At 51.5% G+C, this 25,052-nt stretch carries 24 protein-coding genes; 3 read left to right on the forward strand and 21 right to left on the reverse strand.

What is annotated here, in order from left to right; translation table 11 throughout:
• Positions 1-9 precede the first annotated feature (9 nt).
• Complete coding sequence (gene tal, locus AC1DXW_RS08635) at positions 10-936, reverse strand: transaldolase (protein ID WP_477755958.1); 927 nt, start codon at positions 934-936, stop codon at positions 10-12.
• 469 nt (positions 937-1,405) lie between these two features.
• Between tal and AC1DXW_RS08640 the strand changes: the two genes are divergently transcribed.
• Both AC1DXW_RS08640 and AC1DXW_RS08645 read left to right on the forward strand, forming a co-directional pair.
• Positions 1,406-1,780: a hypothetical protein gene (locus tag AC1DXW_RS08640; protein WP_477757162.1), complete on the forward strand. Its 375-nt coding sequence runs from the start codon at positions 1,406-1,408 to the stop codon at positions 1,778-1,780.
• Between the two features lie 74 nt (positions 1,781-1,854).
• Positions 1,855-2,481, forward strand: coding sequence for a hypothetical protein (locus AC1DXW_RS08645; RefSeq protein ID WP_477759932.1), 627 nt, complete (start codon positions 1,855-1,857; stop codon positions 2,479-2,481).
• 51 nt (positions 2,482-2,532) lie between these two features.
• On the opposite strand, the gene AC1DXW_RS08650 is transcribed toward AC1DXW_RS08645, so the two are convergent.
• The 20 genes from AC1DXW_RS08650 to AC1DXW_RS08745 all read right to left on the reverse strand — a co-directional run bounded on the left by AC1DXW_RS08650 (position 2,533) and on the right by AC1DXW_RS08745 (position 23,805).
• Complete coding sequence (locus AC1DXW_RS08650) at positions 2,533-2,976, reverse strand: mannose-1-phosphate guanylyltransferase (RefSeq protein WP_477759933.1); 444 nt, start codon at positions 2,974-2,976, stop codon at positions 2,533-2,535.
• A 329-nt stretch (positions 2,977-3,305) separates the two neighbouring features.
• The gene (locus AC1DXW_RS08655) at positions 3,306-3,695 is read right to left on the reverse strand and encodes a VanZ family protein (RefSeq protein ID WP_477756828.1); all 390 of its coding nucleotides are present in this window, start codon (positions 3,693-3,695) and stop codon (positions 3,306-3,308) included.
• Positions 3,692-5,770 carry a YjbH domain-containing protein gene (locus tag AC1DXW_RS08660; RefSeq protein ID WP_477759934.1) on the reverse strand — a complete coding sequence of 693 codons (2,079 nt, stop codon included), beginning with the start codon at positions 5,768-5,770 and terminating at the stop codon, positions 3,692-3,694. Before AC1DXW_RS08660 ends, AC1DXW_RS08655 begins: the two co-directional genes overlap by 4 nt.
• Positions 5,767-6,534, reverse strand: a complete 768-nt coding sequence (locus AC1DXW_RS08665; RefSeq protein ID WP_477756808.1) for a capsule biosynthesis GfcC family protein — start codon at positions 6,532-6,534, stop codon at positions 5,767-5,769. The genes AC1DXW_RS08660 and AC1DXW_RS08665 overlap by 4 nt, the downstream gene beginning before the upstream one ends.
• Entirely contained in the window at positions 6,531-7,190 is a 660-nt protein-coding gene (locus tag AC1DXW_RS08670) for a YjbF family lipoprotein (RefSeq protein WP_477759935.1), read from the reverse strand. Before AC1DXW_RS08670 ends, AC1DXW_RS08665 begins: the two co-directional genes overlap by 4 nt.
• A 13-nt stretch (positions 7,191-7,203) precedes the next feature.
• Positions 7,204-8,316, reverse strand: coding sequence for a polysaccharide biosynthesis/export family protein (locus tag AC1DXW_RS08675; RefSeq protein ID WP_477759936.1), 1,113 nt, complete (start codon positions 8,314-8,316; stop codon positions 7,204-7,206).
• 88 nt (positions 8,317-8,404) lie between these two features.
• Complete coding sequence (locus tag AC1DXW_RS08680; protein ID WP_477759937.1) at positions 8,405-8,575, reverse strand: hypothetical protein; 171 nt, start codon at positions 8,573-8,575, stop codon at positions 8,405-8,407.
• A 421-nt stretch (positions 8,576-8,996) separates the two neighbouring features.
• On the reverse strand, positions 8,997-10,019 hold the full coding sequence (gene galE / locus AC1DXW_RS08685; RefSeq protein WP_477756639.1) for a UDP-glucose 4-epimerase GalE: 1,023 nt from the start codon (positions 10,017-10,019) through the stop codon (positions 8,997-8,999).
• Positions 10,016-11,140 carry a glycosyltransferase family 4 protein gene (locus tag AC1DXW_RS08690; RefSeq protein ID WP_477756640.1) on the reverse strand — a complete coding sequence of 375 codons (1,125 nt, stop codon included), beginning with the start codon at positions 11,138-11,140 and terminating at the stop codon, positions 10,016-10,018. The genes galE and AC1DXW_RS08690 overlap by 4 nt, the downstream gene beginning before the upstream one ends.
• Before the next feature lie 67 nt (positions 11,141-11,207).
• The gene (locus AC1DXW_RS08695; protein ID WP_477759938.1) at positions 11,208-12,314 is read right to left on the reverse strand and encodes a glycosyltransferase; all 1,107 of its coding nucleotides are present in this window, start codon (positions 12,312-12,314) and stop codon (positions 11,208-11,210) included.
• A gap of 21 nt (positions 12,315-12,335) precedes the next feature.
• The gene (locus AC1DXW_RS08700; RefSeq protein ID WP_477759939.1) at positions 12,336-13,412 is read right to left on the reverse strand and encodes a glycosyltransferase; all 1,077 of its coding nucleotides are present in this window, start codon (positions 13,410-13,412) and stop codon (positions 12,336-12,338) included.
• 101 nt (positions 13,413-13,513) lie between these two features.
• The gene (locus AC1DXW_RS08705) at positions 13,514-14,704 is read right to left on the reverse strand and encodes an O-antigen ligase family protein (RefSeq protein ID WP_477759940.1); all 1,191 of its coding nucleotides are present in this window, start codon (positions 14,702-14,704) and stop codon (positions 13,514-13,516) included.
• The gene (locus tag AC1DXW_RS08710) at positions 14,701-15,039 is read right to left on the reverse strand and encodes a hypothetical protein (RefSeq protein WP_477756950.1); all 339 of its coding nucleotides are present in this window, start codon (positions 15,037-15,039) and stop codon (positions 14,701-14,703) included. The genes AC1DXW_RS08705 and AC1DXW_RS08710 overlap by 4 nt, the downstream gene beginning before the upstream one ends.
• Positions 15,040-15,227: 188 nt before the next feature.
• Positions 15,228-16,592, reverse strand: a complete 1,365-nt coding sequence (locus AC1DXW_RS08715) for an oligosaccharide flippase family protein (RefSeq protein ID WP_477759941.1) — start codon at positions 16,590-16,592, stop codon at positions 15,228-15,230.
• Complete coding sequence (locus AC1DXW_RS08720) at positions 16,586-17,716, reverse strand: DegT/DnrJ/EryC1/StrS aminotransferase family protein (protein ID WP_115947592.1); 1,131 nt, start codon at positions 17,714-17,716, stop codon at positions 16,586-16,588. Before AC1DXW_RS08720 ends, AC1DXW_RS08715 begins: the two co-directional genes overlap by 7 nt.
• A gap of 3 nt (positions 17,717-17,719) precedes the next feature.
• Positions 17,720-18,301 carry a UDP-2-acetamido-3-amino-2,3-dideoxy-D-glucuronate N-acetyltransferase gene (wbpD, locus tag AC1DXW_RS08725; RefSeq protein WP_477756725.1) on the reverse strand — a complete coding sequence of 194 codons (582 nt, stop codon included), beginning with the start codon at positions 18,299-18,301 and terminating at the stop codon, positions 17,720-17,722.
• 7 nt (positions 18,302-18,308) lie between these two features.
• Positions 18,309-19,259: a UDP-N-acetyl-2-amino-2-deoxy-D-glucuronate oxidase gene (wbpB, locus tag AC1DXW_RS08730; protein WP_477759942.1), complete on the reverse strand. Its 951-nt coding sequence runs from the start codon at positions 19,257-19,259 to the stop codon at positions 18,309-18,311.
• 79 nt (positions 19,260-19,338) lie between these two features.
• Positions 19,339-20,652, reverse strand: a complete 1,314-nt coding sequence (gene wbpA, locus AC1DXW_RS08735) for a UDP-N-acetyl-D-glucosamine 6-dehydrogenase (protein WP_477759943.1) — start codon at positions 20,650-20,652, stop codon at positions 19,339-19,341.
• Positions 20,653-21,098: 446 nt separating this feature from the next.
• Positions 21,099-23,327, reverse strand: coding sequence for a polysaccharide biosynthesis tyrosine autokinase (locus AC1DXW_RS08740; protein ID WP_477759944.1), 2,229 nt, complete (start codon positions 23,325-23,327; stop codon positions 21,099-21,101).
• Between the two features lie 37 nt (positions 23,328-23,364).
• Positions 23,365-23,805: a low molecular weight protein-tyrosine-phosphatase gene (locus AC1DXW_RS08745; RefSeq protein ID WP_115947597.1), complete on the reverse strand. Its 441-nt coding sequence runs from the start codon at positions 23,803-23,805 to the stop codon at positions 23,365-23,367.
• A gap of 648 nt (positions 23,806-24,453) precedes the next feature.
• Here AC1DXW_RS08745 and rfaH point away from each other — a divergent pair.
• Entirely contained in the window at positions 24,454-24,984 is a 531-nt protein-coding gene (rfaH, locus tag AC1DXW_RS08750) for a transcription/translation regulatory transformer protein RfaH (RefSeq protein WP_477756982.1), read from the forward strand.
• Positions 24,985-25,052 lie beyond the last annotated feature (68 nt).

Here is a 25,052-nt window from a genome sequence, read left to right on the forward strand (position 1 = left end):
CCACTCAGATCACAGCTTGGCCTGCAACAACGCCTCAAGCTTCTCCTGATCCCGCGCGAACTGACGAATCCCCTCAGCCAGCTTCTCGGTCGCCATCGCATCTTCGTTGGACAACCAGCGGAACTGCGCCTCGTTGAGGCTCAGGCGCGCTTCACCGGCATGGCCCGGCACCAGTTTGCGCTCCAGCTTGCCGGTATCCGCCGCCAGCTTGTCGATCAGGTCCGGGCTGATAGTCAGGCGGTCGCAGCCGGCCAGATGCTCGATCTGGCCCAGATTGCGGAAGCTCGCCCCCATGACCACGGTCTTGTAGTCATTGGCCTTGTAGTAGTTGTAGATGCGCGTCACCGACTGCACGCCCGGATCATCCGCGCCGGTGTAGTCGTTGCCGTTGGCTTTCTTGTACCAGTCGTAGATGCGGCCTACGAATGGCGAAATCAGGAACACCCCGGCATCGGCGCAAGCGGCTGCCTGGGCGAAGGAGAACAGCAGGGTCAGGTTGGTCTGGATGCCTTCCTTTTCCAGGATCTCGGCAGCGCGGATGCCTTCCCAGGTGGACGCGATCTTGATCAGCACACGGTCGCGGCCAATACCGGCCTTGTCGTACAGCTCGATCAGGCGATGCGCACGCTTCAACACGGCGTCAGTGTCGAACGACAGGCGTGCATCCACTTCGGTGGAAATACGGCCCGGGATCACTTTCAGGATTTCTTGCCCCACGGCCACGCCAAAACGGTCGCTGGCCAGGCCCACATCGCCCTTGCAGTCATTGACGCTGGCGTTCAGCAGCCCGGCATACGCCGGAATGGCCGCGGCCTTGAGCAGCAGGGAAGGGTTGGTGGTGGCGTCCACGGGTTTAACGCGAGCGATAGCTTCGAAGTCGCCGGTGTCGGCAACCACGGTGGTCATTTGCTTAAGTTGTTCCAGCTTGGAAGTCATGGGCGTGCTCTGTCCTATGGGTCTGATGACATTACCCGAGCGCTGACAGCCACTCAAGGGCGTGTACGTGTATCGATGGCCCCTGCGGCAACAACCTGAAGACAGGTGTTTGAAAGGTGGGGCGCGGTGTCGATAAATAGGATGCCAGGCGGGCTCACAGGTTCAACTCATCTGACGGTTAACGCCTTGCAACCAGATCATCTGACTGCTGAATCCTCTGATAACGCTCGCCGCACCTTACGTGTAATTACCGATATTGTTGAAGTCTATATAGTTCGATTGCAGGCTCAATAATTGTTATAAAAAGTCACTTAATACTCTGCTCAAGTTAGTCTTCGCGCTAACAACTGTAATGTTATCTGGCAGATGTTTTGATCGTTAGAATACGTCCAGTACATACATGGAATAAAGTGTAATGTGATAATCGGAAATGTGTTTGTAGAAATAACTTCACCACGTGAAGAGGTATATGTTTTTGGATGCGTTTGATGATTTGATGCTTGGCTACGCACTAAAAAAATTGACCGACGTGTTTGAAGAAATCGAGGAGGTTTCGAAAAACACCGCTTCGGACAAGGCAACGTGCGTGCTGGGTATCAGACAATCCAAAGCGGCAAAAAAAATCCCCGTCTGGCTGGGGCGTCTGAGAGGCAGCACCCCTTATCAAGTCACGCATGTCCTGATCGATCAGATGCACGCCTCTCGAAAACTCAACCGCGACCTGCGCTTCGCGGCACAAGCTGCTTTGCTGGAAGCCCTGATAGAGGACGGACTGGCAATGCACATCGCGAGCTATTCGGTGGTTGTCGTAGAGAATCGCCTGAAGTGCTTTTCGGATCGATGAGCGTTGTATCTACTGAACACGCACCCAGTGTCCATTGCACTGGAAAATTGCACGAGGCGTGAGGAAGTAGATTGGTGTCAAAACTGTACATCGCACAATACGCCGGCATCACCGTCATGCTTCCAGCGGCCATGGTCGTCGTCGGTTGGCTGTGGTGCATGGCATCCAGAAAGCTCGCGCTCTTATGGCTAGGCGTACTGTTCGTGGCCTATTTTGTCGTAGGTCTGAGTAAAGTGCTGTTCAAGGGCTGGGGAATCGGCCTGGAAAGCCTGAATATCGCGGTCATCAGCGGCCACGCAATGAACGCCTGCCTGGTGTCGACCGTTGTCCTGAGTTTGCTATTGCGCCAACTGGATCATCGCCTTCGATGGCTGGCACTGGGTGCCGGGCTGCTGTCGACCTGGTGGTTCAGCGTCCAGTATGTCGGTCAGACGATTCATCCTCTGCCGGAAGCGATTGCCGGGGCGGTTGTGGGGTCAATCGCGGCGTGCGTATTTCTTTTCAGGCTGGAGCGAAAGGAAATCCGCAAAATTCCCCGCACGGCCCTCATGCTAGGGCTCGCGATTATCATGCTGAGTACGAGTCTTCCAAAATATACAGCCGAGAGGCTCTTGAACTCTTTCGCCGTCACTCTTTCGGGGGCAGAAAAGGCATTCATGCAGCCTCAGTGGCGCACTCGCGGAGAATCGTCAAGGTTGTAGCTTTTGCATCGATTGTGAGTTCTGGCGAAGTGGCGTCACCAGAATTCACTACTATTTTTTCTCTTCGATCCGATCCAGCAGCTCTGCAGTTTTTTTCTGCATCAGTGCTATATCGCCACGACTCTCAACCTTCAACAGGATCTCGCTCTGCGCTGGGCAGATCTTGAAGCGCCATTCAGTGAACGTCAGGCTCAGGCCGTCACTGTCATCCACATCCAGTGCTTCACTGGCATACAGCGCCCGCAAGTACTCGAGTAGCGCAATGGGATTGCCGACCATGCGCCGAATATCACCCGAGGAAGGAAAGAGCCCGATGCGCTCCACCAACAACTTTGGCTGTGGGGTGATAGTGGAGGGAGCACTTTCGTATGTCCGCAACCAGGCCATCAATCCACTGTTGCCCTCGGTGAACTTCTGCCCCAAAACCATGTTGCCCGGTGCAAAAGGGTCCAGCGATTTATAGACAGAGTCGATCGGTGATCCGGAAGCGTTCATAGTGGTCTGCCTTGAAAAAGTTTATGGCCGCTCAAAAAATGCGGCACCCAAGAGCAAAAAAAAGCGTGGCCATGCTCCCTTGTAGGAGCTGGCTTGTCGGGTCGCCGCATCGCAGCGATGGTCGATAACGATAACGCGTGTGAACCGGATAAACGCGGCGTACTTGAGTCCATCGCCAGCAAGCTGGCTCCTACAGAGAACTACATTCGCCTGAGTGACGTTTACAGGCCTTTCTTATACAAAACCGCATAACAGAAATGGGTGGCGTCGATTCAGTGCCTTGATGTTTTCAGGCGTGTTGTCGCTATGCCCACGCAGAAGCCATGGTCTTAAGTGCCAGGGAACCCGGCGGACTGTTTGACGGGCTGCACCCAACGCCACGCAATCAAGCCGAGCAACACACCGACAGCATTGGCCAAGGCGTCGTAAGGTGATGCCGTGCGCAGCGGCATCAGTGCTTGTGCATATTCGATCAGGATCCCCGTCAGCAGACAGCCCAAGGCAATCCAGTGCGCCTTGACCCGCAGGAAGGCCAGCCGGCAACTAAAAGCCAACACGAAAAAACCAACCAGGTGATGCAGCTTGTCTTCCTGGGCAAAGGCTTCGGGAATCGGTTGCGCTCGCAAAGCGGCGGTCAGCAAAACCAGACAAACGCTGATGAAAAGCAGCGTGCGTATCCTTTGGGACAGTTGTGTGAAACCCAGGAGTAACGAACTCATTCGGTGATTTTCTCAAAGTTTTTATAGAACGCATCTTTGTCGCGGCCATTGGTCATTGTGTACAGCGAATATTGGCGGTTAAGACGCGCGCCACCATCGCGGGTCAAAGGAGCCCAGACCAGATTGGCGCGACGCATCGTGGAAACGCTCATCAACTCGTCGAAGGGGACCGAGATATAGATACCTTTGTCGAAGCTACCCTCGCCGAACTCTTCTGCCGAGGCCGTGGTGCGGGTGACCCATCCACCGAACCTCACACCGTTACTGAACTCATGCGACACATCAAACGTGGCACCCCAATCGCGCGCCAGGTAACGCCCAACACTGACCGCCGCCTGCAAATCGAACGGCAGTTCGGTATAGGTGGTGATGTGACCGGTCACGGTCTTGTAATCGCGCAGACCAAAACCCTGGTCAAAGTCACGCTGGCGTACATAGTTCAAATCAGCACCCAGGGCCCAGCRCTCGCCCATGGGGCGGTACAGCAATTCACCCCCGACCCCGGCGAACATTGACTCCAGATAACCGCCATACACCATGCCAAACAAGTCTTGATCCAGCTGCTTGGCATGGTTGAGCTGAAATGTCGGCATCGTTACATCAGAGGTGATGACGTACTTGCGCAAATCGGTCCGCACTCGGGGCAGGTTGCTCGGTGCGTCGTACGTGAACTTATCAAAGTTGTTCAGCAGATTGGTGCTGATGACCCCGCTCGTCCACGTGCTGCGGGTAAAGCGGTATTCTGCGTCCACATCAGCGGTCAGCTGGTACAGCATGCCGTCGGGACCGCCAATGTTTTGCTTGTAACCCAAGCCGATACCATAGGTAAAACGCTCGAGGGCCTGGGTGTACAACGTGTTTTCAATGTGCGGCGTGGCCCGGTTCAATTCGGTGGTGCGGTGCAGGTCTGTAAGGTCTTGTTGGTTGTTCACCACGGCCCGGAAGGTGTCGCGCGGCACACTGGTTTCTACCACAGGCATGTCGTAACGCTTGTTCACCATCGTGAACCAGTCGATTTCGTCATTCGCGCTGTTGTCCAGAATCCGGCTGGCCCGGCCCACGCCTTTGGCGGAGTAGAAATAGCGCGACTGCTCGCCATACACAATCAGCTCGGAATCGCGCTGAGCAATACGCTCGACCTTATAACCTGCGTTGTTTTCCAGTCGTTTGGAAACCCCCGCCCAGTCGACCTGATCGAGCGGCGTGGTTGGCTCGCGTGCCGGCAGCGCTTCGACAGCGGGGTCGTAGCGCTTGGCTGGCGCCTTGCGGCTGGCGAAATTGGTATGAAAAGTAATACCGAACAACGCGGTGTTGCCGCGCTCCCAACCTGCGCTCAAATCGACTGAGTCACTCAGCTTGAACACCGCCCCGATGTTGATGGGCGAGTCCTGCTTCAGGCTATTTTTCAGCGGCTCGTGCTCGTAGTCGTTACCGTCGAACTCGAGTTTCAAGCTCAAGGGCGACCAGGGCGTCTGATAGGCCACGCCGCCAAACAACGCGGGCGAGCCTCGAAAATACGAGTTGGTATTGACGTCGCCCGTGTCCGAGTTTACCGGGCGTGTATCAAAGCGCTCATCAAGGTACCCCAGCGGGTTTTCGAAATCCCCGCGGTTACCGATGTAGCCCCAGGCAACGCCCAGGCTGAAATCCAGATCGTAGTAACGTTTGTTCGCCACAATGTATTCGCTGGAGAACAGGCCGGTGCCCCCAATATCCCGAAAACCGAGCGCGACCTCGGGCAACCAGTGGCTTTCTCGCCAGAGGCGGGCTTTGGCATCGACCGCCTTGTCTTTATAGCTCTGGTCGCCACTTAATGACTCGGGCCCGTATTTACGGTCGCTGATAGCGGTATAGCGAAAGCTGCCTTCCAGCCAATCAAGGGGCTGTATTGAAATGCTATAGCGCGAATATGGGTCGGTCCGGTTGGCGTTCAGGCTGAATTCGCCGGCGGGCGCCATCCGTGCGGTGGGGGTTTGCAGCAAACCCACGCCACCGAAATCATTCTGGGTAAAACGCGGCTCTCCATGAGCCAGGCTGTAGGGCAACAACACTACGGCGGCAAAACGTAACTTCAAGGGGCCACCTCGGGCAGCGGTTGGGTGGCGAGAAACTGGGCAAGCTGCTCGTTCAAGTCGGGTGTGGGCAGGTCCGGATCATCGTTGCGCACGGGCACCAGAATCGTGCTGCCTGCGGCGGCAAACACCCCGCCTTCGTTGTTCCAGGCGGCGTTGCCGACTCTCCTGACCTGGCCATCGGGCTGAATCAGCCACAGGTAATCGGCATCTGCATCGGTCACCGGCAGACAACTTTCAAGATATTCCTGGACGGGCTGCAGGGCGCGATAAGGCAGTGCGCAGGGCTGTTCAACGGCGCCCACCACAGTGACCGTAGTCGGGCGTACAGGGTAAGTCAGCCGGTCGCCGTCACTGAGCGAGTAATTGCGGGCGAACGCAACCTCCAACGCCACGGGGTCGAGCACCGCGACTCTGCGGCCGGTAACGGGCAGTCGGCTGACCTCTTCCAACAGGCGCGCAGCCAAGGCTGCAAGGCTGCTTTTTTCTTCAAGCAAGGCCCCACGTTGCAGCAATTTCAGATCGAACAGCACACCGGCTTTAAGGCGGATTTGCTGCTCCACCAGTGGCTGGTGCAGCCAGGCGGCGGCCAGCCAGTAACTTTCGGCGTTCGGGCGTCCCTGGCTGACGGCATCGAGCAAGCGTGCACCTGGCACGAACGCGAAGGAACCGGCGTTTTTCACATCACCCGTGACCGTGACAGCGGCCTGAGTCATCGCAGAACTGGCCAGCAACAGGCAGGCCGACAGCGTTTTCGAATATCTCACCGAGCCATCTCCCGGTCAGGGCGCAATTGCACAATCTTCAAGAAAAGTTCCGGCGTGAGATGTTGTTCGCTCTGCAGGATCAAGCCATCGTCAGGCCTGACCCAAAAACGGTTGGTGGCCTTGAATCCCAGCTCGGGTATGTCGATGCGTTCGTCTATGCGCTGCAACGCATAGTCCTTGTCCAGGATGGTGACGGTTTCGATGGCCTGTCGACTGAAACGACTGTTGACCGCCAGCCCGACCCGCGGCCCCTGATAGACATCTATCCAGCGGGTACTGCTGTAACCATCGGGCAATCGCTGCAAGCCAAGCTTGAACGGCGACTCGCCGTCGAAGCGCGTGCCGTCGAGATTGATGCCCAGGCCGACGCTGCGCACGACCAGACCGTCGCGCATCAACAACACCTGTTTGCCGGAGGCGACCCAGAACTCCAGGTCGCCCTGCTGGCGTAGCTTGGCCAACACACCGTCGCTTTCCTCCGTGGTGACCTTGATCTGCGCATAGGGCACGGCCTCCACTTGCGCCGCAGTCAATTCCAGCGACGGGGCGCCCAGTGTGGAGGCTTTAAAGGTATCCAGGGACGCCTGCATCAACGGATTACAGCCACACAGCAGTAATCCCACCGCCAGGCATGAGCTGTTACGCAAAGTTTTCAAAGCGGCTCAAACCTTATCGACTGCTGGCTTCACTGAGATTGTTTGTGGCCGCTGCTCCGGTACCCAGGACAACGGCAGATGGCAGCAACTGGCTGATCAAGCGGTTCCAGCGGGTCACGCCTGCAGGGCCGACGTAGACAATGTCCTGGGGTTGCAGATCGAAGCGGCTGGCGATAGCAAACGCGGTAGGCGATTCGGCGTCCAGTTGAAAGACTTTTGCCGGCTCGGTTTCAAGGTTCTCGGCACCTCGAATGACATACAGCGCATTGCCGTTGGAGGTGGCCTGGTTAAGTCCACCGACCGTTCCGACCGCATCCGCCAGGTTCATCCGGTTGATTTTGAACGTGAGCGCCCGAGGCTGGCTGACCTCACCCATGACGTAGATCTTTTTCCGGTCGTTGTAGGGCAGGTACAACTGATCGCCGTCTTTCAAATAGACGTTATGCAACTGCGAGCCTTTGCTGTTAAGCGAGTCCAGGTCGAGTGGATACTCACGTCCGTCCCGGGTCAGTGTCAGGCCGGCAAGGTCGGCATTCAATGGATCGACAGTAGCAGTGCCCATGGCTTCGACGACACTGAGCGGCGAAGTGGTAATGGGTTGTTGACCGGCTTTTAAAATGGCACCGGAAATAACGACTTTTTGACTGGCAAAGCGCAAAACACTCAAGTCAACCTGGGGGCTGTCGACGAATTGAGTCAGGCGCTCGGCAATAAAACCGCGTAGCTCCTCGATGGTTTTGCCTTCGGCATGAATATTGCCGATATAGGGGTAAAACATGGTGCCGTCCGGGCGTACCAGGCGACCGTTCGCATCAATTTGCTGTTGCGCACCCGATGGTGCAGTCAACTCCGGATGGTCCCACACGGTGATGTACAACACATCATTGGCGCCAATCCGGTAAGCCCCCGGCTTGAACGCCAACAACTCGGCGGGCACCGAGGCTTGCACTTTTGTCGCCGCGTTCTGGGCAATCAGTTTGGGCGTTATCGGAATCAGCTCGATCCGACTGCTTTCCGGTGAGCCATCACGGCCGATCTGGCTGGTATCCAGGTGTTGACCGGGTGAGAACATACAGCCTTGCAGGGCAATACCTGCAAGCACAGCGAGCGACAAACTACGAATCATGATTGAGGACACTTGTGGAGGGAACACATCAGAACGGAACCACCCGGATTGCTCCGGGTGGTAGAAGGCTATCGACCTCGCGGTGCGCTTAGTGAGTACCGGTGGTGCCAGTGGTGCCGGTAGTGCCAGTAGTGCCGCCGTCATTGTTGCTTCCGCCACCACTGGATGACACCGCAGCGGCTCCGGCGATAACCGCAGCGCCGATGCCCAGAGCAGTCCCTGTGGTCAGGCTGCCCACGAGAGGGGTGTTCAGACTCAAAGGAGCGTTTGCTGCGGGTTTTGCAGGTGTGCCTGGAGCAGAAGACCCTGTGGAAGGCTCAGCGGCGAAAACGGAGGCACTTAAAGAAAGCATTAGGGCGGAAGCAAGTAGTTTGGTCATGGTAGATTCCTTTTTGATGCATCGTCGGTATTGGCGGTGAAACTAAGAAGCGAGCGTGCGAGGCCAAAAACTCTGAGCGTCCAGTAACGTTAAGGATAGTATTGATTCGAACTCGATGAGAGTTGACCTCTGGGTCATTCCTCAGTGAGATTTATCTTGCGATTATTGCCTCAAGAATACCTGTGTAGGATGTCTAACAGGTCTGACGTTTTCTAACGCACTCGCTGTTTCTAACAATTGTTATTGGGTATGTGGTGCGGATGTCATGTTCGCGCCTGATTGCTACGCCATACGAACGATGCTACTGGCCATAACCTTGCGGGTTAGCAGCTTGCCAACGCCAAGTGTCGGTCATCATTTCCGGCAACCCGCGCTTGGCCTTCCAGTTCAATTCATTGGCGGCTTTTGTGGGGTCGGCCCAGCACTCGGCAATATCACCGGGGCGACGCTCAACCAATTTGTAAGGCACGGCTCGGTCACTGGCCTGCTCGAATGCCCGAATCATTTCCAGCACGCTGTAACCGATACCGGTGCCCAGGTTCCAGATGTTTACCCCGGTTTTTTGGAGGATTGTCCGTAGCGCACTCAAATGCCCGTCGGCCAGATCCTGCACGTGGATGTAGTCGCGTACCCCGGTACCATCCTGCGTCGGATAATCGGCGCCGAACACGGATAGCTGCTTGAGCTTGCCAATGGCCACCTGGCTAACATAGGGCAGGAGGTTATTCGGCAGGCCATTGGGATCTTCGCCAATCAGCCCGCTTTGGTGCGCGCCCACCGGGTTAAAGTAGCGGAGCAGGGCAACGCTCCACCGCGGGTCCGATTTCGCCAGATCCTGCAACAGATCCTCGACCATCAGCTTGGAGCGACCATAGGGATTGGTCGGCACGCCAGTGGGGAAATCCTCCCGGATCGGCATCTGCGTCGGCTCGCCATACACCGTGGCGGAAGAGCTGAACACCAAATTGTAAACTCCGGCGTTGGCCATTGCCTGGCACAAGGTGACACTGCCTGCGACATTGTTGTCATAGTAGTCGAGTGGTTTGCGGACACTTTCCCCCACCGATTTCAAACCGGCGAAATGTAATACCGCGCTGATCCTCTGCGAGATGAACAACTCATCCAGCAAGGCGTGGTCACGGATATCGCCCTGAATGAACAAAGGCGCCTTGCCGCAAATCCGTGCGACCCGCGACAGCGACTCCGGTGAGCTGTTGCAAAGGTTGTCCAGCACCACCACCTCGTAGCCGGCCTCGAGCAGGGCCAAGGTGGTGTGGGAGCCGATATAGCCGGCACCGCCGGTCACCAAGATTTTGTAAGTCATGCCGCCGAGCCTCGAACTAATGAATTTTGAGTAGATGTGTAGGCCAGTAGCATTTCACTGTGCATACGCTCTGGGGCAAAACGCTGTAAGGCTTTCTCTCGGGCTGCTTTACCCATTTTTTTTCGTAATTCCATATCGGATATGAGCCGTTGGGTTTTTTTGGCCATATCGTCTGCCGTCTTACAAACAAAACCGGTTACACCATCAACCACAACATCTCTGCATCCCTCAACATCTGGGACAACAGCTGGTAAACCTGATGCTTGCGCCTCCATCAAAGACAATGGCATGCCTTCCCATAATGAAGTCATTACAAATAAATCGGATGCTCTGAGAAAATCAGCAACTTGATCCCTGGATACCCAGCCGGTGACATTCAGATTTTCAGGTAGTACTCCATCTACGAGTAACTCATTTTCCAGTTCACCACCGCCAATCCAAAGGAAGCGTGCGGAGTCGTTTTTTAGTTTCAGCGCAAGGTCACGAAAAGCGGATGGGTTTTTCGGGTAACACAGACGACCAGAGGTGCTGATCAAACAACTGGTACCACCACCACCACCAGTGGCATGCTTTACGAGGTCCAAGGGGATACTGTTCTCGACCAATAAAGATTTTTTCTGCCCTGCACCTTTTATAGCATGCTCAAGCTCGCTCTGAGAGCAGGCTACTGTTGTGCCGCCAAAATAGGAGCTTAGTCTTTCAATTAATGAGAAAACATGGCGTTTGTTTTTACTTATATCCTTTCGCAGGAAAGAAAAGCCGTGAGGCGTATAGAAGCAAGAGTTTGATCTCCCTGCGAATCGGCAAGCAATACGACCTAGCACACCTGCCTTGGATGAGTGTAGGTGAATTACATCAGGCTTTATTTTACGTATTAGCTTAAATATTTTGATTAGCGCTAATATGTCCTTGAATGGTGAAATATTGGTCACCATCGTCAACTCAAAACGCTCTATCGGAGCGAGAAATAAATCCGCTAGCTGCAATGAGGTCGGTGTATCTGGACGCACAGAGTGAATGATGGTCACTGCGTGGCCATCGGCAGTTTGGAGAGCAGCTAATTGCTGGATTATATTGAGGACGCCGCCGCCAAGCGCTTCAGTAATATGTATTATGCGCATTTAAATAACTCGATATTGATGATGGCYTTTCGGTACTCTCTTGCTGCCGCTGAACTGTTTTATAAAATTAAGCGCTCTTGGTCTTAAGTGATACAGTCCGGTAGAGTTTTTTCCATTCAGCAACGGCTGCGTTTAATGAAAAATATGAAATAACTCTTTGTCTTGCCGCCTTACCGGCTATTTCTTTTTCGTCTTTAGATAGTAAAATGGCCTGTTCAAGGCCACGGGCCAAAGCTTGAGCGTCAGCAGGCGGAATAATGAATCCACAGTCACCTAAAAACTCTTTTGGCCCCCCGCAATTTGTGGCGACCACGACCCTTTCGCACGCCATCGCTTCCCCTACGACTAACGGAAACCCTTCATATGCTGATGACAAAACGAAAACATCTGAAGCACTTAATAAAGCAGGAATGTCATTTCTCGCGCCAAGAAGTTTAATCTTGTCTGTCATTTCAAGCGCGGCAATTGTTGACTCAATTTCATTTCGAAGAGGACCGTCACCCACTAGAAGAAGTATTCTTTTTTCTTCTTTTAATTGCGAGAAGGCTGTGATGAGGTTCTTATGGTCTTTTTGTGGATGGAATCTGCCAATATTAATAAAGACACTAGTATCTTTATCCAGGCCCAATGAGTCTCTTATAGATTTTCTATCTGCAAGGTTAAAATGGAAGAGTTGTGTGTCGATGCCGTTATGAACTGTTGAAATTCTATGGGCAGGCGCAGCCTTTAACCGTACAAAAGCATCAACCGCCTCCTGACTGACATTGGTTGTTTTTGAAGCGAGCCTGTCAGTAATTCGGTAAGCTAATGCGTGAAAGAAACCACCTTCGTTGGTGTTGTGGGCAGTGCAAATTAGTGCATTTGGAAGGCAAAATAATCGATAAATTCTAGCTAGGATATTGGCATGAAACATATGGCTGTGAATCACATCTGGTTTAAAGTTCCTAAGAGTTTTGATGATCGTATATGCGGCAACTAATTGCGACCAAGGGTTTTTTTTCATCATCAGGCTATATATTTTAATCGTTTGATCTTTTGGTGTGACTATGGTTTCACCGGTCAAGGAAATCAGGATAATCTCATCGTCTTGGCTTTTAAATTCGTCAATTAGGGCGGAAACTTGCTTTTCTGCGCCACCTAATCCAAGGCCTGTAATGATAAATGCCAATTTCAATTTTGAATTCCTTTTTTAAGTTCAATCAACCAAAAAGCATTTAATTTTATTTGAAAAGTCCAAATGATTTTCGGCATATTCTCTGATTTTTGAAGGGTGACATTGTTTGCTCTGGAGCTTGGCGTACCAATCGATTATCTTAAAAACTTCCGCTGTCTCATTATTGTTTTTAACTTCAAAAACAAAATCTGGCTTTGGGTCGAAATCCAGATCGTATCCAGCCGTAACGAAAGGCATTCCTCGCGCCGTGTACTCTCTGGACTTTAAATCCGAGGCTGCTTCTAGCCCTTTTCGGTACAGGCCCAAGGATGCTACCGCAACATGCGCCCTTTCAAACTCAGCATCGAGTGCTACTCCGCTCAAAAAACCCTTGAATTCTATCAAGTCGGTTATGTTCAAATCTTTTGCAAGAAGCGCCAGTTGATTGCGAGCATCACCATCACCGACGATTATGAATCTCGCTTTTTGGTTTGTTATTTTCAGGTGATCGGCTACTCCTCTAATTATGCGGTCAAAGCCATGCCAGTCTGCCAGTGAGGCGACGCCGATGAAGACAAACTCGTCGGCAGGCCAAGAGGGGCGCAGCATAGAAATAGGTACGCTGGCCACATGAATACCGTTGGCTGAAAGCAAGGTCTTATTTTTAACGCCAAATGTGAAATATTTTGATTCAGGAGCATATTGGATTATCCGATTAGCTGGAAGCAAAGCCCAGGGAAAGCTCATCAGTACAATAGCTTGCCTCAATATTGTTTGCGTAAAACCTATATCGGTGCGCGTCTTTATTTCATTAAGGATAGTTGTGTTTGGTGTCGGAATGTCGATAACTATTTTTTTTCCCTGCACACGCTTTGCTAATAGCACTGGCGCTAATATCGACATCAAGTATGGAAAGGATCTTACAATTATGATATCTGCATCAGAGCGAATTATTTCCCAGATAAAAGAACAAACACCCTTCATTCCATTAGGCTTGATCAACTTTACGCTTGCATTGAAATTACTCTCTTGCAAAGCCAAAGCAGTTTGTTTTATTTTTTTTGATATGCCCAAATATAGGGTCTCGTCAAAATATACAATATAGTCTATTTTTTTCATGGAAATATTCTGGAAGCGGCTAATAAAATGTGGGCTGGTGGTTAAGCCTGTGCCCACGACTGCTGGTAAAATCACCTTGCTGAATTGCAAAGGAGTTGAATTCAGTTTTTACGACAGCCTGGCTTTATGCGTACCAATAGGGAAAAACCAACCATGAGCCAAGAGTAGTTATATACATAAGACCTGGAAAAAACAATTTGTAAAGCTATGTATATTATTAGCATTGTAAGCGTTGTTTTTGCTTGCTTGGTTAAATCATGATTTAAAAGTGTTGTTGTTGGGAATAATATAAAAAAATAAAGTGCTAATATAAAGCCGAGCAATCCATAAACCTGCCAAAAGGATAGTATATTGTGTATGTATGCGCCATGCGTTCCTAGGTCTATAACAATTTTTTCGTAACCCCCTAGTATCGGATTGTCAAGAATATGCTGAAGTCCGTATTTAAGTTGTATTCCTCGCTCAATATAGGACCCGTCAGAGGAGTAGTCTTTGGTGAACAATACCTGCATTCTTTCATCTGTTGAGAGTAGCTCGGCTGCAAATGGCGCGAGTACAAAGGCACACACTCCCAATATAATCAGGTATAGGATTTTTTTGCTCGGCTGGGAGTATAGTGTATAACCTAAAACTGCGGAAAATAGGGTGCACGCCATTGATGATCTTGATTGTAGTGTGAATAGCATGAAGAGGCTGGCAGCTAGAATTGAAGTTGATTTTAGAATATTTTTGCTAGAGCCAATAGCTATTATTGAAATTATTGCATATGCATCGGAAAGTCCTAGGTAAATGCCTATGGATTCCTTTGGAATTTTTGATAAATCTATTTTTAATCCATCAGGGCTGATGTTCGATAGGTGAAAGATGGTTATTGCCAGCCAAGCTGCAGTCAAGAGGCTTTCATTGTCATGTTTGATTATCAATTTGCCAATATAGATTCCGCAAATCAGCCAGACAATGTAATAAATGAAATATGTAAAATTAAATAAAAATAAACTTCTGCCAAGATTGTCGTTTCTGTCGCCAAGAGAGAAATAAACAAGCTGAGTAATTAGGATGTATGCAAGAAATAGAGCAATTACTATTACAGGTGCTCTGTTTTCCCTAGAGAATATTGTTTTTTTTATATATCTTGCCTTTTCAGAAAAGACGGTCACTGCCAGCGTGCTTGCAAAAAGCAAAGACAGGTAAGCCTCGGGCATTGTACCTATTAGTGTCATATAGATATAAATGGGGCTGAATACCAAGCAAAATATATAGACTAAACTACCTGCGGAAATAAACCTGATCATATGTTGGTCGTCGTTCTCTTTGCAAACGAGGCGTAGCGCTTGGCTTCTGCAATGATCGCCTCTGGGGTTTGATACGTGTTGTGACCGCGGTGCAAACCGACCTCATGGCCACTTGAGTGAATACGGCGCATCAGTTTGCGGTTTGCCGGGTGTTCAGGCTCATAGTCAGCGTCTTTACTCGGGGGCGGTGCGGCCACAGAGGAAGTACTGACCAAACCATGACACTCGGAGGCATTCTTGATCCAGTCGAAGGTGTTAACTGGATCAACTGGATGCAGTTGTGCGACTGTTGAAGCATGCCCAAGGCACCAGCAGAGCGCTGCATGGCCAGCCATGCCACGTACTACTCCCTTGGCAGAGCCAAATCCATAACGACTTGGCTCATCCACATAATAGGAAACCTATATGCTGAATTATTGATGTTGCTTGAACCTCAGCTCAGGACGATAAAATAAAATTTCCGCATGACGAAAAATAAGGCTTTTGCTTGACTCGAGTTGGGATGGGTTTAATTTTTATAGCATTAATTGAGTTTGTTAAAGATATATGAAAATGTAATGCCAAGTGTGGCCCAGCCACAGATCAACGGGATGGAGCCCTTCATTGTAGATATATATTTAAGGCCTCCGACTCCTGCTTGAGCAGTAAACACTCTAAAGCACACAATATAGAAAACAGCGCCAGACAGCGCATAACACTCAGAAACATAAGCAGAGTCCAGATAGACCGCGGCCGCAACACTTCCGACTCGAAGAAATAACCCCCACAATGTCAAGCCAAGCATCAGGCGCTGGCGATTGACTATGTGCATAACCATTGATATTGGCGAGGATATAAACTGAAAGACTATCCATGGAGTCATCCATGCTGCTAGAACGCCGGCACGACGCCACTCTTCGCCAAACACAAGCGAAAAAATATCTGGAGCCACAATCCCTGCGAATATAAGCGGTCCGGCACCACTCTTGATAAGACCATTCAGTGTTTTAGAAGTGAATTCCGCTAGGTTCCCTTCTCTATGTTCACTTGGTCCGCGTGCCAAGTAAACTTGTGCAATAGCACTCCCCAAAAGCCCTAGTGGTGCTTGGAGTACTTTCATAGCTAACATTAAACACCCGGCTTCTGAGCCCAGTGCAACTGAGGCTATAATTATGATTGGGAGTTGAATTCCTATCGTATTGGCCAATGCATCCAAGGTAGAGTACTTTGGGAAGTTATCGTAAGCCTTAAAGAGGCGGCGCATCTCACTAAGACTGATGGACTTAAATGTTACCTGGTCTTGTGAAAATGCGCTTCTACCTAGGCGAATGATGCCGGCGCCACTGCTGAGTATTTGTCCCAAGACTAAGCCCAAAGGTGTATACCCTATCCAACCAAAACCAATCTGGGTACTCGCGCCGGAAATGGACTGCTCCATACGACTACTGGCTATTGTTGAAAATCTCTTTTTTCGCGTTGCCCAGAACTGTAATGCACTGTAGGAACTTGATAGAGCAATCCCAAATRGTAGTAGCCACAGATAATGAATAAGCTCAGGTTGAGCGGTTAAGCGAGCTATTTCATGTGGAAATAAAAAGACAAATACTCCAGCAAGCAAAGAGATGGAGGCGGAACTGATTAAAGATATTGCTAGAAGATTCGCAGCATCAGTATCATGCTCCGGAATAGGAATTGCGATATCTAAACGCAAGCAAGCAGATACAGAAGTAATTCCTAATATTGCCGCATACACGGCTAGTATGCTGAAGTCTTCCGGTGCATACAGCCGTGTAAGTAGTGGTAATACCAAAATCATAATAGCTTGCGCGCAAGCAGTACCGCTTACAAGGACTAAAATTGATTTGATATAGTTGCTTTTTTTGATTTCATTGATTCTATTTGTCAACATTTCGGCAGGGCTTTCTTCGTCAACATATCTATCATGTCCGTGCTTTCTTTAAGGGCTGCCAAAATTTGACGCTGTTGTTCTTCGATCAAATATGGGTGCATAGGCAAGCTAAGCACCTCATTAGCAATTCTGTCACCCTCGGGCAAATTAACAGAGCTATCGAAGACGGCTGGCTGTTTATTAAGAGGAATTGGATAATGCACAGCGCTGGGTATGCCGGCTTTATTTAGTGCTAATTGAGTGTCTTCTCTGTTTTTTACAAGGATGGTGTACTGTGCATAAGCGCTAATATTGAACTGCTCTATATGAGGAGGGGATATAAAGCTGTTTTCATTTAGCATTCGATCATAGATCTGCGCAACTTGTTGCCTCAGTTCGACCTCCTCATTAAAGATCTCTAGCTTGGGCAGGAGGATGGCGGCTTGCAGGGTATCCAGGCGGCTGTTCACGCCGACGCGGATATGGTGATACCGGCGGTCTTGGCCATGGCGAGCGATCTGGCGCAGCACCTTTGCCAGTTCTTCGTCGTTGGTGAAGATGGCACCACCATCGCCGTAGCAACCCAGCGGTTTGCTGGGGAAGAAGCTGGTGCAGGCGACGGTGCTCAGGTTGCAGGAGCGTTTGCCCTTGTAGGTGGCACCGAAACTCTGCGCTGCATCTTCGATCACCGGAATGCCGTATTTGGTGGCAATGGTATTGATGGTGTCGAAGTCGGCACACTGACCATAAAGCGATACGGGGATGATTGCCTTGGTGCGCGGGGTGATGGCGGCTTCTAAAAGTCGTGGATCTAAGTTGTAGGTTCGTGGGTCAATATCGACATACACAGGCTTGGCACCGAGTAGGGCCACGGTTTCAGCTGTAGCGATATAGGTGAAGCCGGGGGTTATGACTTCATCGCCTGGACCGATGCCAAAGGCCATCTGGGCGATTTGCAGCGCATCGGTGCCGTTGGCGCAGGTGATGCAGTATTTGGCTCCGACGAAGTCTGCGAGCTTTTCTTCCAGCTCAGCCACTTCCGGGCCGAGGATGTATTGGCCATGGGCAAGCACGCGCTGAATGCCTGCGTCGATCTTGTCCTTGATGCGGACTTGCTGGGTTTTCAGGTCGATAAATTCGATCATTTACTATGCATCCACTTTGCTTAGGGTGTTACCGCTCAGTACATAGCGGGTATCGCTGTTCGGGCAGACGACTTCGCCATCACCCGTTACCGGCAGCTCCAGTTGTTCGCCAAACTCGCTCATCCAGCCGATCTGCCTGGCTGGTACGCCGACCATCAGGGCGAAGGCCGGCACATCCTTGTTGACTACAGCACCTGCGCCGACGAAGGCGTATTCACCGATGGTCACGCCGCATACGATGGTGCAGTTGGCGCCGAGGGTGACGCCTTTCTTCACCAAGGTGTCGCGATACTGGTCTTTGCGTTCGATCAGCGAGCGCGGGTTGTAGACGTTGGTGAAGACCATGCTTGGGCCACAGAACACGCCTTCTTCGAGGGTGACGTTGTCGTAGACGGAGACATTGTTCTGCACTTTGCAGTGATCGCCGATCACCACCTGGTTGCCGACGAACACGTTTTGGCCAAGGGATACGCCCTGGCCAATGCGTGCGCCGCTACAGACGTGAACGAAGTGCCAGATGCGCGAATCTGCGCCGATCTGCGCGCCGTCATCGACGATGGCGCTGGGATGCTGGTAGTGGGACATGGCGATCTCAGCGGTTCAGGGTGTTGAGGAAAGGGTGGCCTTCATCGTTCTGCGCGCTGACGATGGCGGCGGAGCGGATGGTGTTGACGGTTTCTACGCAGTGGCGGGCATCTTCGATGCCATATCCGCGGCCGGCGAGGATTTCCTGGTAGCTGGTGGTGTGCAGGTCAGTAAAGCCTTCGGAGAACTCCATTTCTTCGCCGTTGACGGTGATGGAGCGGTAGGTGGGCTTCTTGCCTTTTACAGATGCGGGCAGGTCGTTGGCATCGATAGATAGGAACCAGCGTACTCGGGCTTTCTCGTATTCAAGGTAGCCYGCGGCCTTGTGCTCGGAAGTGAAATGCACGACGTTGCGTTGCAGTTTGCCGAAGATGAAATGCAGCATGTCGTAGAAATGCACGCCGATGTTGGTGGCAATCCCGAAGGACTTGCGCGGGTCGCCTTTCCAGCTCTCCGTGTACCACTTGCCGCGCGAGGTAATGTAGGTCAGCTCGACATCGTATTTGTGCTCGCTGGCTTCGCGGGCGACCTTGTCCTTCAGGTCGAGAATCGCCTTGTGATGGCGCAACTGGAGGATGTTGTACAACTTCTTACCAGTTTCCTGTTCGACCAGCGCCAGCTCATCGAGAATTTCCGGGGTTGGCACCAGCGGCTTTTCACAAATTACGTCGCAACCGAGGCGCAGGCCAGCAGCAATATGCGAATGATGAAGGTAGTTGGGTGAACAGATGGAGACGTAGTCAAGTGCAGTCGCCGCGTCCCGCTTGATACGGTAAGCGTGTTCGTAAAAGCACTCGAACTGGGTGAAAAACTCGCTCTGTGGCGAGATGCTGTCGATGATGCCGACCGAGTCATTGATGTCGTAGGCGGAGACCAGCACGTTGCCGGTATCCTTGATGGCGCGCATGTGACGAGGCGCGATGTAACCGGCGGCACCGATCAGGGCGAAGTTTTTCATGGGTATTCCTTGCGAAGTACGATAACCCGGCAAGACGACTGTTGTCCTTGCCGGATGTTTTCGACAGTAATGAAAGTGATCAAGCCTTAATGATGTGCTCTGCCGGGGCACGGTACTTGCCACGGCTGTCGACGATTAGACGTGCATGCTGCTTGATCAGTTCGTAATCGAACTTATCGTGGTCGGTAGCAAGCACCACCGCATCGAAGCTGGCAATATTATCAGCGCTCAGTGTTTCACTGCTCAGTTCGAAGTGGTGTTCACGCATTTTGGGAAAAACTGGTACGTGCGGATCGCTGTACCCGACGATGCCGCCCTTGGCTTCAATCAACTCCATGATTTCCACTGATGGCGATTCGCGCATGTCATCGACGTTCTTCTTGTAGGCGATGCCGAGTACGAGGACTTTGCTGCCATTGAGCGCTTTGCCGCTGTCATTCAGGCCGTCCATCAGTTTGGTAAGCACGTACTCAGGCATGGCTTTGTTGACTTCACCGGATAGTTCGATAAAGCGGGTATGCAGACCATATTCGCGCGCCTTCCAGGTCAGGTAGAAGGGGTCGATCGGTATGCAGTGACCGCCGAGGCCAGGACCAGGGTAGTAGGCAGTGAAGCCGAAAGGTTTGGTGGCTGCTGCATCGACAACTTCGAAGATGTCGATGCCCATGCGGTCGGCGACGATTTTCATTTCGTTGACCAAGCCGATGTTGACGGCGCGGTGGATGTTTTCCAGCAGCTTGGTCATTTCCGCTGCTTTGGTCGAGCTGACCTGTACCACTTGGTCGATGGCCTGCTCATACAGAGCAATACCAACTTCTAGGCAAGCGGGGGTATGGCCGCCGATGACTTTCGGGATAGTGCGAGTTTCAAAGTTGGGGTTGCCCGGGTCTTCGCGCTCTGGCGAGTAGACCAGGAAAATGTTCTTGCCGACAGTTAGACCGCCTTCCTGTACGCGGGGTAGCAGTTCTTCCTCGGTGGTACCGGGGTAGGTGGTGCTTTCCAACGAGACCACTTGGCCAGCGCGTAAATAGGGTTTAAGCGCATCAGTGGTGTTGATCACGAAGCTCATGTCCGGCTCGCGATATTTGTTAAGGGGAGTCGGTACACAGAGAATCAGAGCATCGCATTCGCTAACACGACTGAAGTCGGTAGTAGCGCTAAAGCCGCTCTCGCGCGCGAGTGTAATCTTGCTTGCCGGGATGTGTTCTATATAGCTCTGGCCCGAGTTCAACTTGATTACTTTGCTTTCATCAATGTCAATACCCAGCACTCGGAAGCCGATAGCGTTGTAACGCAGCATCAAGGGCAGGCCTACATAACCGAGGCCAACGATTCCGATGATAGCTTCCTTGCTTTTGAATTTTGCAATACTGGTTTCTTGGTGTTCGGACATAAGAAAGACTCGGATTGGTAGGGGTAAAGTTAAGAGTTTTGTAGGCGTATCGCCTGCGCTTGTTTATTACGTGCCAGCGCAACGTTCCTATAGGTGACGGTCGCGACCTTTAATAGATATCTTTCGATAACAGTATGAAGGGCGTCTTTATCAGAATTTCCACATCCAGCCACAACGACTAGTTATTGGGGTAAGTTGCTGTTTCTGCCTTTGGTACAGACCGTTGATGGTCTTGGCTTTCCCCTTATCCATGGCAGGGAKGGATTTGCCGTGGCCGATATTGAGGTTTGGGCACGCTACCGCCCCAGGATTTTTTGCTAGTCCCTGAAAGCGGTTGCATCTATTAATATGTCTGTATCATTTGTTGCAGGTGCAGGAAGTACGGTGCTCTGAACGCCCTTAGGGGCTTAGGGGCGCTCGCCTATCATTAAAAGCGGTGGTGAAAATTAAACGCTCTCTGACTTATATTCGTAGTTGTAATAACCGTAGTCGCTATAGCCATATTTGGAGGAGGCGCGTTTTTCAACGCCATTGAAAATAGCGCCTTTCAAATCAATGCCATTTTGAGCAAAGCGACGCATGGTCAATTCAATTTCACGAACCGGGTTAAGCGCAAAACGCGTCACAATCAAGCTGGTACCCGACTGGCGGCCGACAATCGCCGCATCCGTCACCGCCAGCAATGGTGGAGTATCCAGAATCACCAGGTCGTACTGGGCGCTGACTTCGTCGAGAAAGGCACTGAAGTTCGCGTGCATTAGCAGTTCTGAAGGGTTGGGCGGTATTTGTCCGCGGCCGATAACGTCAAGGTGCTCGAATTCAGTTTTATTGATCGCGGTTGCCAGGTCGCAGCGCTTGACGAGCAAATCTGAAAGCCCGTTTTCAGCGGGTGTGCCGAATACTTTATGCAAATACCCTTTGCGCATATCCACGTCGATCAGCAATACACGCTGGCCGGTCTGAGCGATGACGGCAGCGAGGTTGGCGGAAATGAACGTTTTACCTACCTTAGGGCTCGGGCCGGAGATCATCAGGCGATTATTGCTGGCTTCGAGCATGGCGAAGTGCAGACTGGTGCGCAGGCTGCGCAATCCCTCTATGGACAGGTCGGTGGGGTGACTGCTGGCCAGTATGGGGGCCGCCTGGTTAGCGCGGCCTCGGCCACTTCGGAGGGTTTTGCTTTCTTCACTTTTTTGCAGTGTGCTGAAAGGAATGGATGCATACACCGGCAACCCCAGCTGTTCTATTTGATCCGGATTTTCCACGCCGCGGTTAAGGGCTTTGCGAAAAAGCACCAATGCAATAGCCAGGAAGGCTCCAAGCAGGGTAGCGATAAGTACGATCAGGGTTTTTTTGGGTTTAACCGGATATCGCCGATCCACGTCGGCGGTATCGATCAAGCGTACGTTGCCCACGGTGCCGGCACGCATCACATCCAGTTCCTGGGATTTATTCAGGAGCTGGGTATAAATTTCGGTGCTGACTTTTACATCGCGGGTGAGGCTAAGCAGTTCTTGCTGTGTTGAAGGCAGGCCTTCGACTTTTTTGGCCAAACCATTCTGCTTGGCTGTCAGCTCACCTAATTGGCTGAGCAAGGCCCGATAGGCAGGATGCTGACGGGTAAACTTGCGATCCATTTCCGCTTGCTGCAATTTCAGTTCGGAGATGCTGGTATCCAGCGCCACGATCTGATCGAGAATGGCTTTGGCTTCCAGGCTGATATCGATGGATTTACTGCGAATTTGATACTTGTTCAGGGCGTTTTCGGCTTTTTCCAGGTCTTTACGGACCTGGGGCAGTTGATCTTTTAGAAACTCCAGGCTTTGAGCGGCTTCGGCCGACGTCCGCTCAACATTTTGCCGTACATAGAACTTGGCGATTTCATTGAGGATTTGAATGGCTTCAGCCGGTTCCTCGCTCTCAAGAGAAAGCCCGATTATGCCGGATTCTTTACCACGTTCTGCTACATCAAGTACCTTTTGGTACTTCAAGATACTAGTCAGGCGTGGGTCACGCACTATGTTGAACGTTGTGCCAGGATTGGCCTGCAACGCTTCGACCTGCAGTTTGATGCCGTCCTGGTCATAGGTCTGGCCCACTTGGCTTTGGACCAGGACATTGTTGTCCTCATCCAGCAACGTGAAGTGGCCGTTTTCACCACTGACCAAAGTGAGTTGTTTACTCAGGAGTTCTTGCGGAAGCACGAGCTGAAATATTTTCAGGGTTTCGCCACCCCAGGCAAAACTGTTCATGCCAAACCAGGGCGTCGCAACCGTATTAACATCGTCCGGTTTGAAATGACGAGCAATAAAGTCGCCGATCACCGGAAAACGGTTCGGCTCGACAGTGATATCGAGCGATAGATTGTCGACAACTTTGCCGATAATGGCGCGTGACTTGATTAATTCGATTTCTGTGGCTGAAGGCGACTCTTTACCCAACATGCTGTTGATATCGGAGAAACCGAGCATGTCATTTTTTTTGGCCTCCACCTGTATCAAGGCTGTTGCCTGGTAAACAGGAGTGGCCAACACCGCGTACGCCGTGCCAACGGCCATAGAGGCAGCAGTGATCCCGGCAATCAACCATTTATGATCGACCAGTGTTCCGAGTAGGCCCATCAAGTCGATTTCATCATCATCGTCATGCGAGGTTAATGCTGGAGTTTGCTGCATAAGTGGGTTCTTTTTTAACAGGTATTCAAGGAGTGGTTTAGCGTGCGAGACGCCTTGCCCAGGCGGTTACTGCTTCTTCAATCAACGCGTATGCATGCACAAAGGCAGGTTTGCCTTGACGATAGGGGTCGCTGATTTCGCGGTTGTTCTGCCACTTGCCCAGCAAGAAGACCTTTCCTCGCGCTTCAGGCGCGATCTTGAGAACACGGTCTATGTGGGACTGCTCCATCACCAGGATCAGATCCGATTCGCTGATGGTGGCGGGGGTCAGTTGATTGGCTTTGTGCTCTTTTGGAAGATGGCCATGCTCTTCCAGTACGACCCGGGCGGTGGGCTCGATAGGGTGGTCTTGTAGCGCGCCAAGACCCGCTGAGCTGACTTCGATCCCGGACCGGCCCAGTGCTTCCCGCAACAAATGTTCTGCAGTAGGGCTTCGGCAAATGTTGCCAATGCAAACGATGAGAATCTTGTTAAACAAGGCAACCTCCCTGGAAATTCCACACTTGCGGTGATGGTGCAATTGGAAAGACTGAAATTCTGTTCTTCTTCAATGGCACTTTTGTGACGGCTTGCAGCTATTGGGTGTGTGCCTCTTTCCGTGAGGAATTACCGTACTGGATGAAACTTTTCACTGCGAAGACTCAGATCTGCTGGAATCTCGACTTGGAGCGTGCTTGACAGTTGCTGTGCTAAAAATCATAACTGGCAACCCACGACAAACTCAACCATTAAATGCCACGTGATTATTAATTGCGTGCGGAAAAAAAATATCAATATATAAAGTCAGATATTAAATAACATCAATAGCCCTCAAAATAACATTACCGACTAATATCGGACAAATTTTAACATTTCCGAATTTTTTGTGTTGTCCAGTATTGGGCTGTGTTAAATAGCGTGAGGTGCGGTTTGATGATAAGTGTAGGGGGTTGCTTTGGATAAAGCGTTCTCTGGCATTCGTTTATTGCCAATAAGTTTCGTGTGTTTTTAAAGGACGCAGTTTCCATGATCGGCCAATTCCGTTTCTCAGGTGCGTTTCCATCCTTGGGAGAAATCCGTCGCAAGGTCGAGGAGAAAGCCACGGAGCTACTTGGCCACATAGGTGTAGAAGGGGCTGATTGTGTCCATCCATAGTGTTTCGGCGGTCCAAACGACCTTGCCTGAGAGTCTCACTGCTAGCGCCTGGTATTTGGTTCAATGCAAGGCGAGCCAGGACGAGCGTGCAGAGATCAATCTGGTTAACCAGGGGTATACCTGTTTTCGCCCTACGCACCGGCGCGAACGTGATTTACAGGGGCGCAGGAGGATTGTTCGCGAATCGCTGTTTCCGGGTTATCTGTTTATCCAGCTAGGCTCAGGTGAGAGCTGGGCGCCTTTGCGTTCTACCCGCGGTGTATTGCGAATTGTCAGTTTTGGAGGCAAGCCGCTGCCCGTAGGTGATGACTTGATCGCCCGACTTCATGAGCACGATAGCGCAGCCCCTGTGGAGGCTCGGTTTGCCTGTGGCGAGAGGGTGCGTATCAATGAGGGGCCTTTTGCCGATGTGGAAGCGATCTTCCTGGCGATGGAGGGAGAGCAGCGTGTGTTGCTCCTGATGACACTGCTGCAACGTGAGCAAAGAATCAGCATCCCCCTGGTTGATATCAGTAAGCATTGACACGGCGCGTTGCTCCCGGCCAGCCAATCAACGAGCAGATACCATTCTGGCAACAAGGTCAGTTGCTC

This window comes from Pseudomonas sp. P4_C4 (assembly GCF_056402055.1).

Coding starts and splice junctions, on each gene's coding strand:
- tal (WP_477755958.1), bottom strand. CDS start 936: ATGACTTCCAAGCTGGAACAACTTAAGCAAATGACCACCGTGGTTGCC.
- AC1DXW_RS08650 (WP_477759933.1), bottom strand. CDS start 2,976: ATGAACGCTTCCGGATCACCGATCGACTCTGTCTATAAATCGCTGGAC.
- AC1DXW_RS08720 (WP_115947592.1), bottom strand. CDS start 17,716: ATGATCGAATTTATCGACCTGAAAACCCAGCAAGTCCGCATCAAGGAC.
- wbpD (WP_477756725.1), bottom strand. CDS start 18,301: ATGTCCCACTACCAGCATCCCAGCGCCATCGTCGATGACGGCGCGCAG.
- AC1DXW_RS08655 (WP_477756828.1), bottom strand. CDS start 3,695: ATGAGTTCGTTACTCCTGGGTTTCACACAACTGTCCCAAAGGATACGC.
- AC1DXW_RS08675 (WP_477759936.1), bottom strand. CDS start 8,316: ATGATTCGTAGTTTGTCGCTCGCTGTGCTTGCAGGTATTGCCCTGCAA.
- AC1DXW_RS08640 (WP_477757162.1), top strand. CDS start 1,406: ATGTTTTTGGATGCGTTTGATGATTTGATGCTTGGCTACGCACTAAAA.
- AC1DXW_RS08740 (WP_477759944.1), bottom strand. CDS start 23,327: ATGCAGCAAACTCCAGCATTAACCTCGCATGACGATGATGATGAAATC.
- AC1DXW_RS08690 (WP_477756640.1), bottom strand. CDS start 11,140: ATGCGCATAATACATATTACTGAAGCGCTTGGCGGCGGCGTCCTCAAT.
- AC1DXW_RS08705 (WP_477759940.1), bottom strand. CDS start 14,704: ATGATCAGGTTTATTTCCGCAGGTAGTTTAGTCTATATATTTTGCTTG.
- AC1DXW_RS08700 (WP_477759939.1), bottom strand. CDS start 13,412: ATGAAAAAAATAGACTATATTGTATATTTTGACGAGACCCTATATTTG.
- AC1DXW_RS08710 (WP_477756950.1), bottom strand. CDS start 15,039: ATGGCTGGCCATGCAGCGCTCTGCTGGTGCCTTGGGCATGCTTCAACA.
- galE (WP_477756639.1), bottom strand. CDS start 10,019: ATGACTTACAAAATCTTGGTGACCGGCGGTGCCGGCTATATCGGCTCC.
- wbpA (WP_477759943.1), bottom strand. CDS start 20,652: ATGTCCGAACACCAAGAAACCAGTATTGCAAAATTCAAAAGCAAGGAA.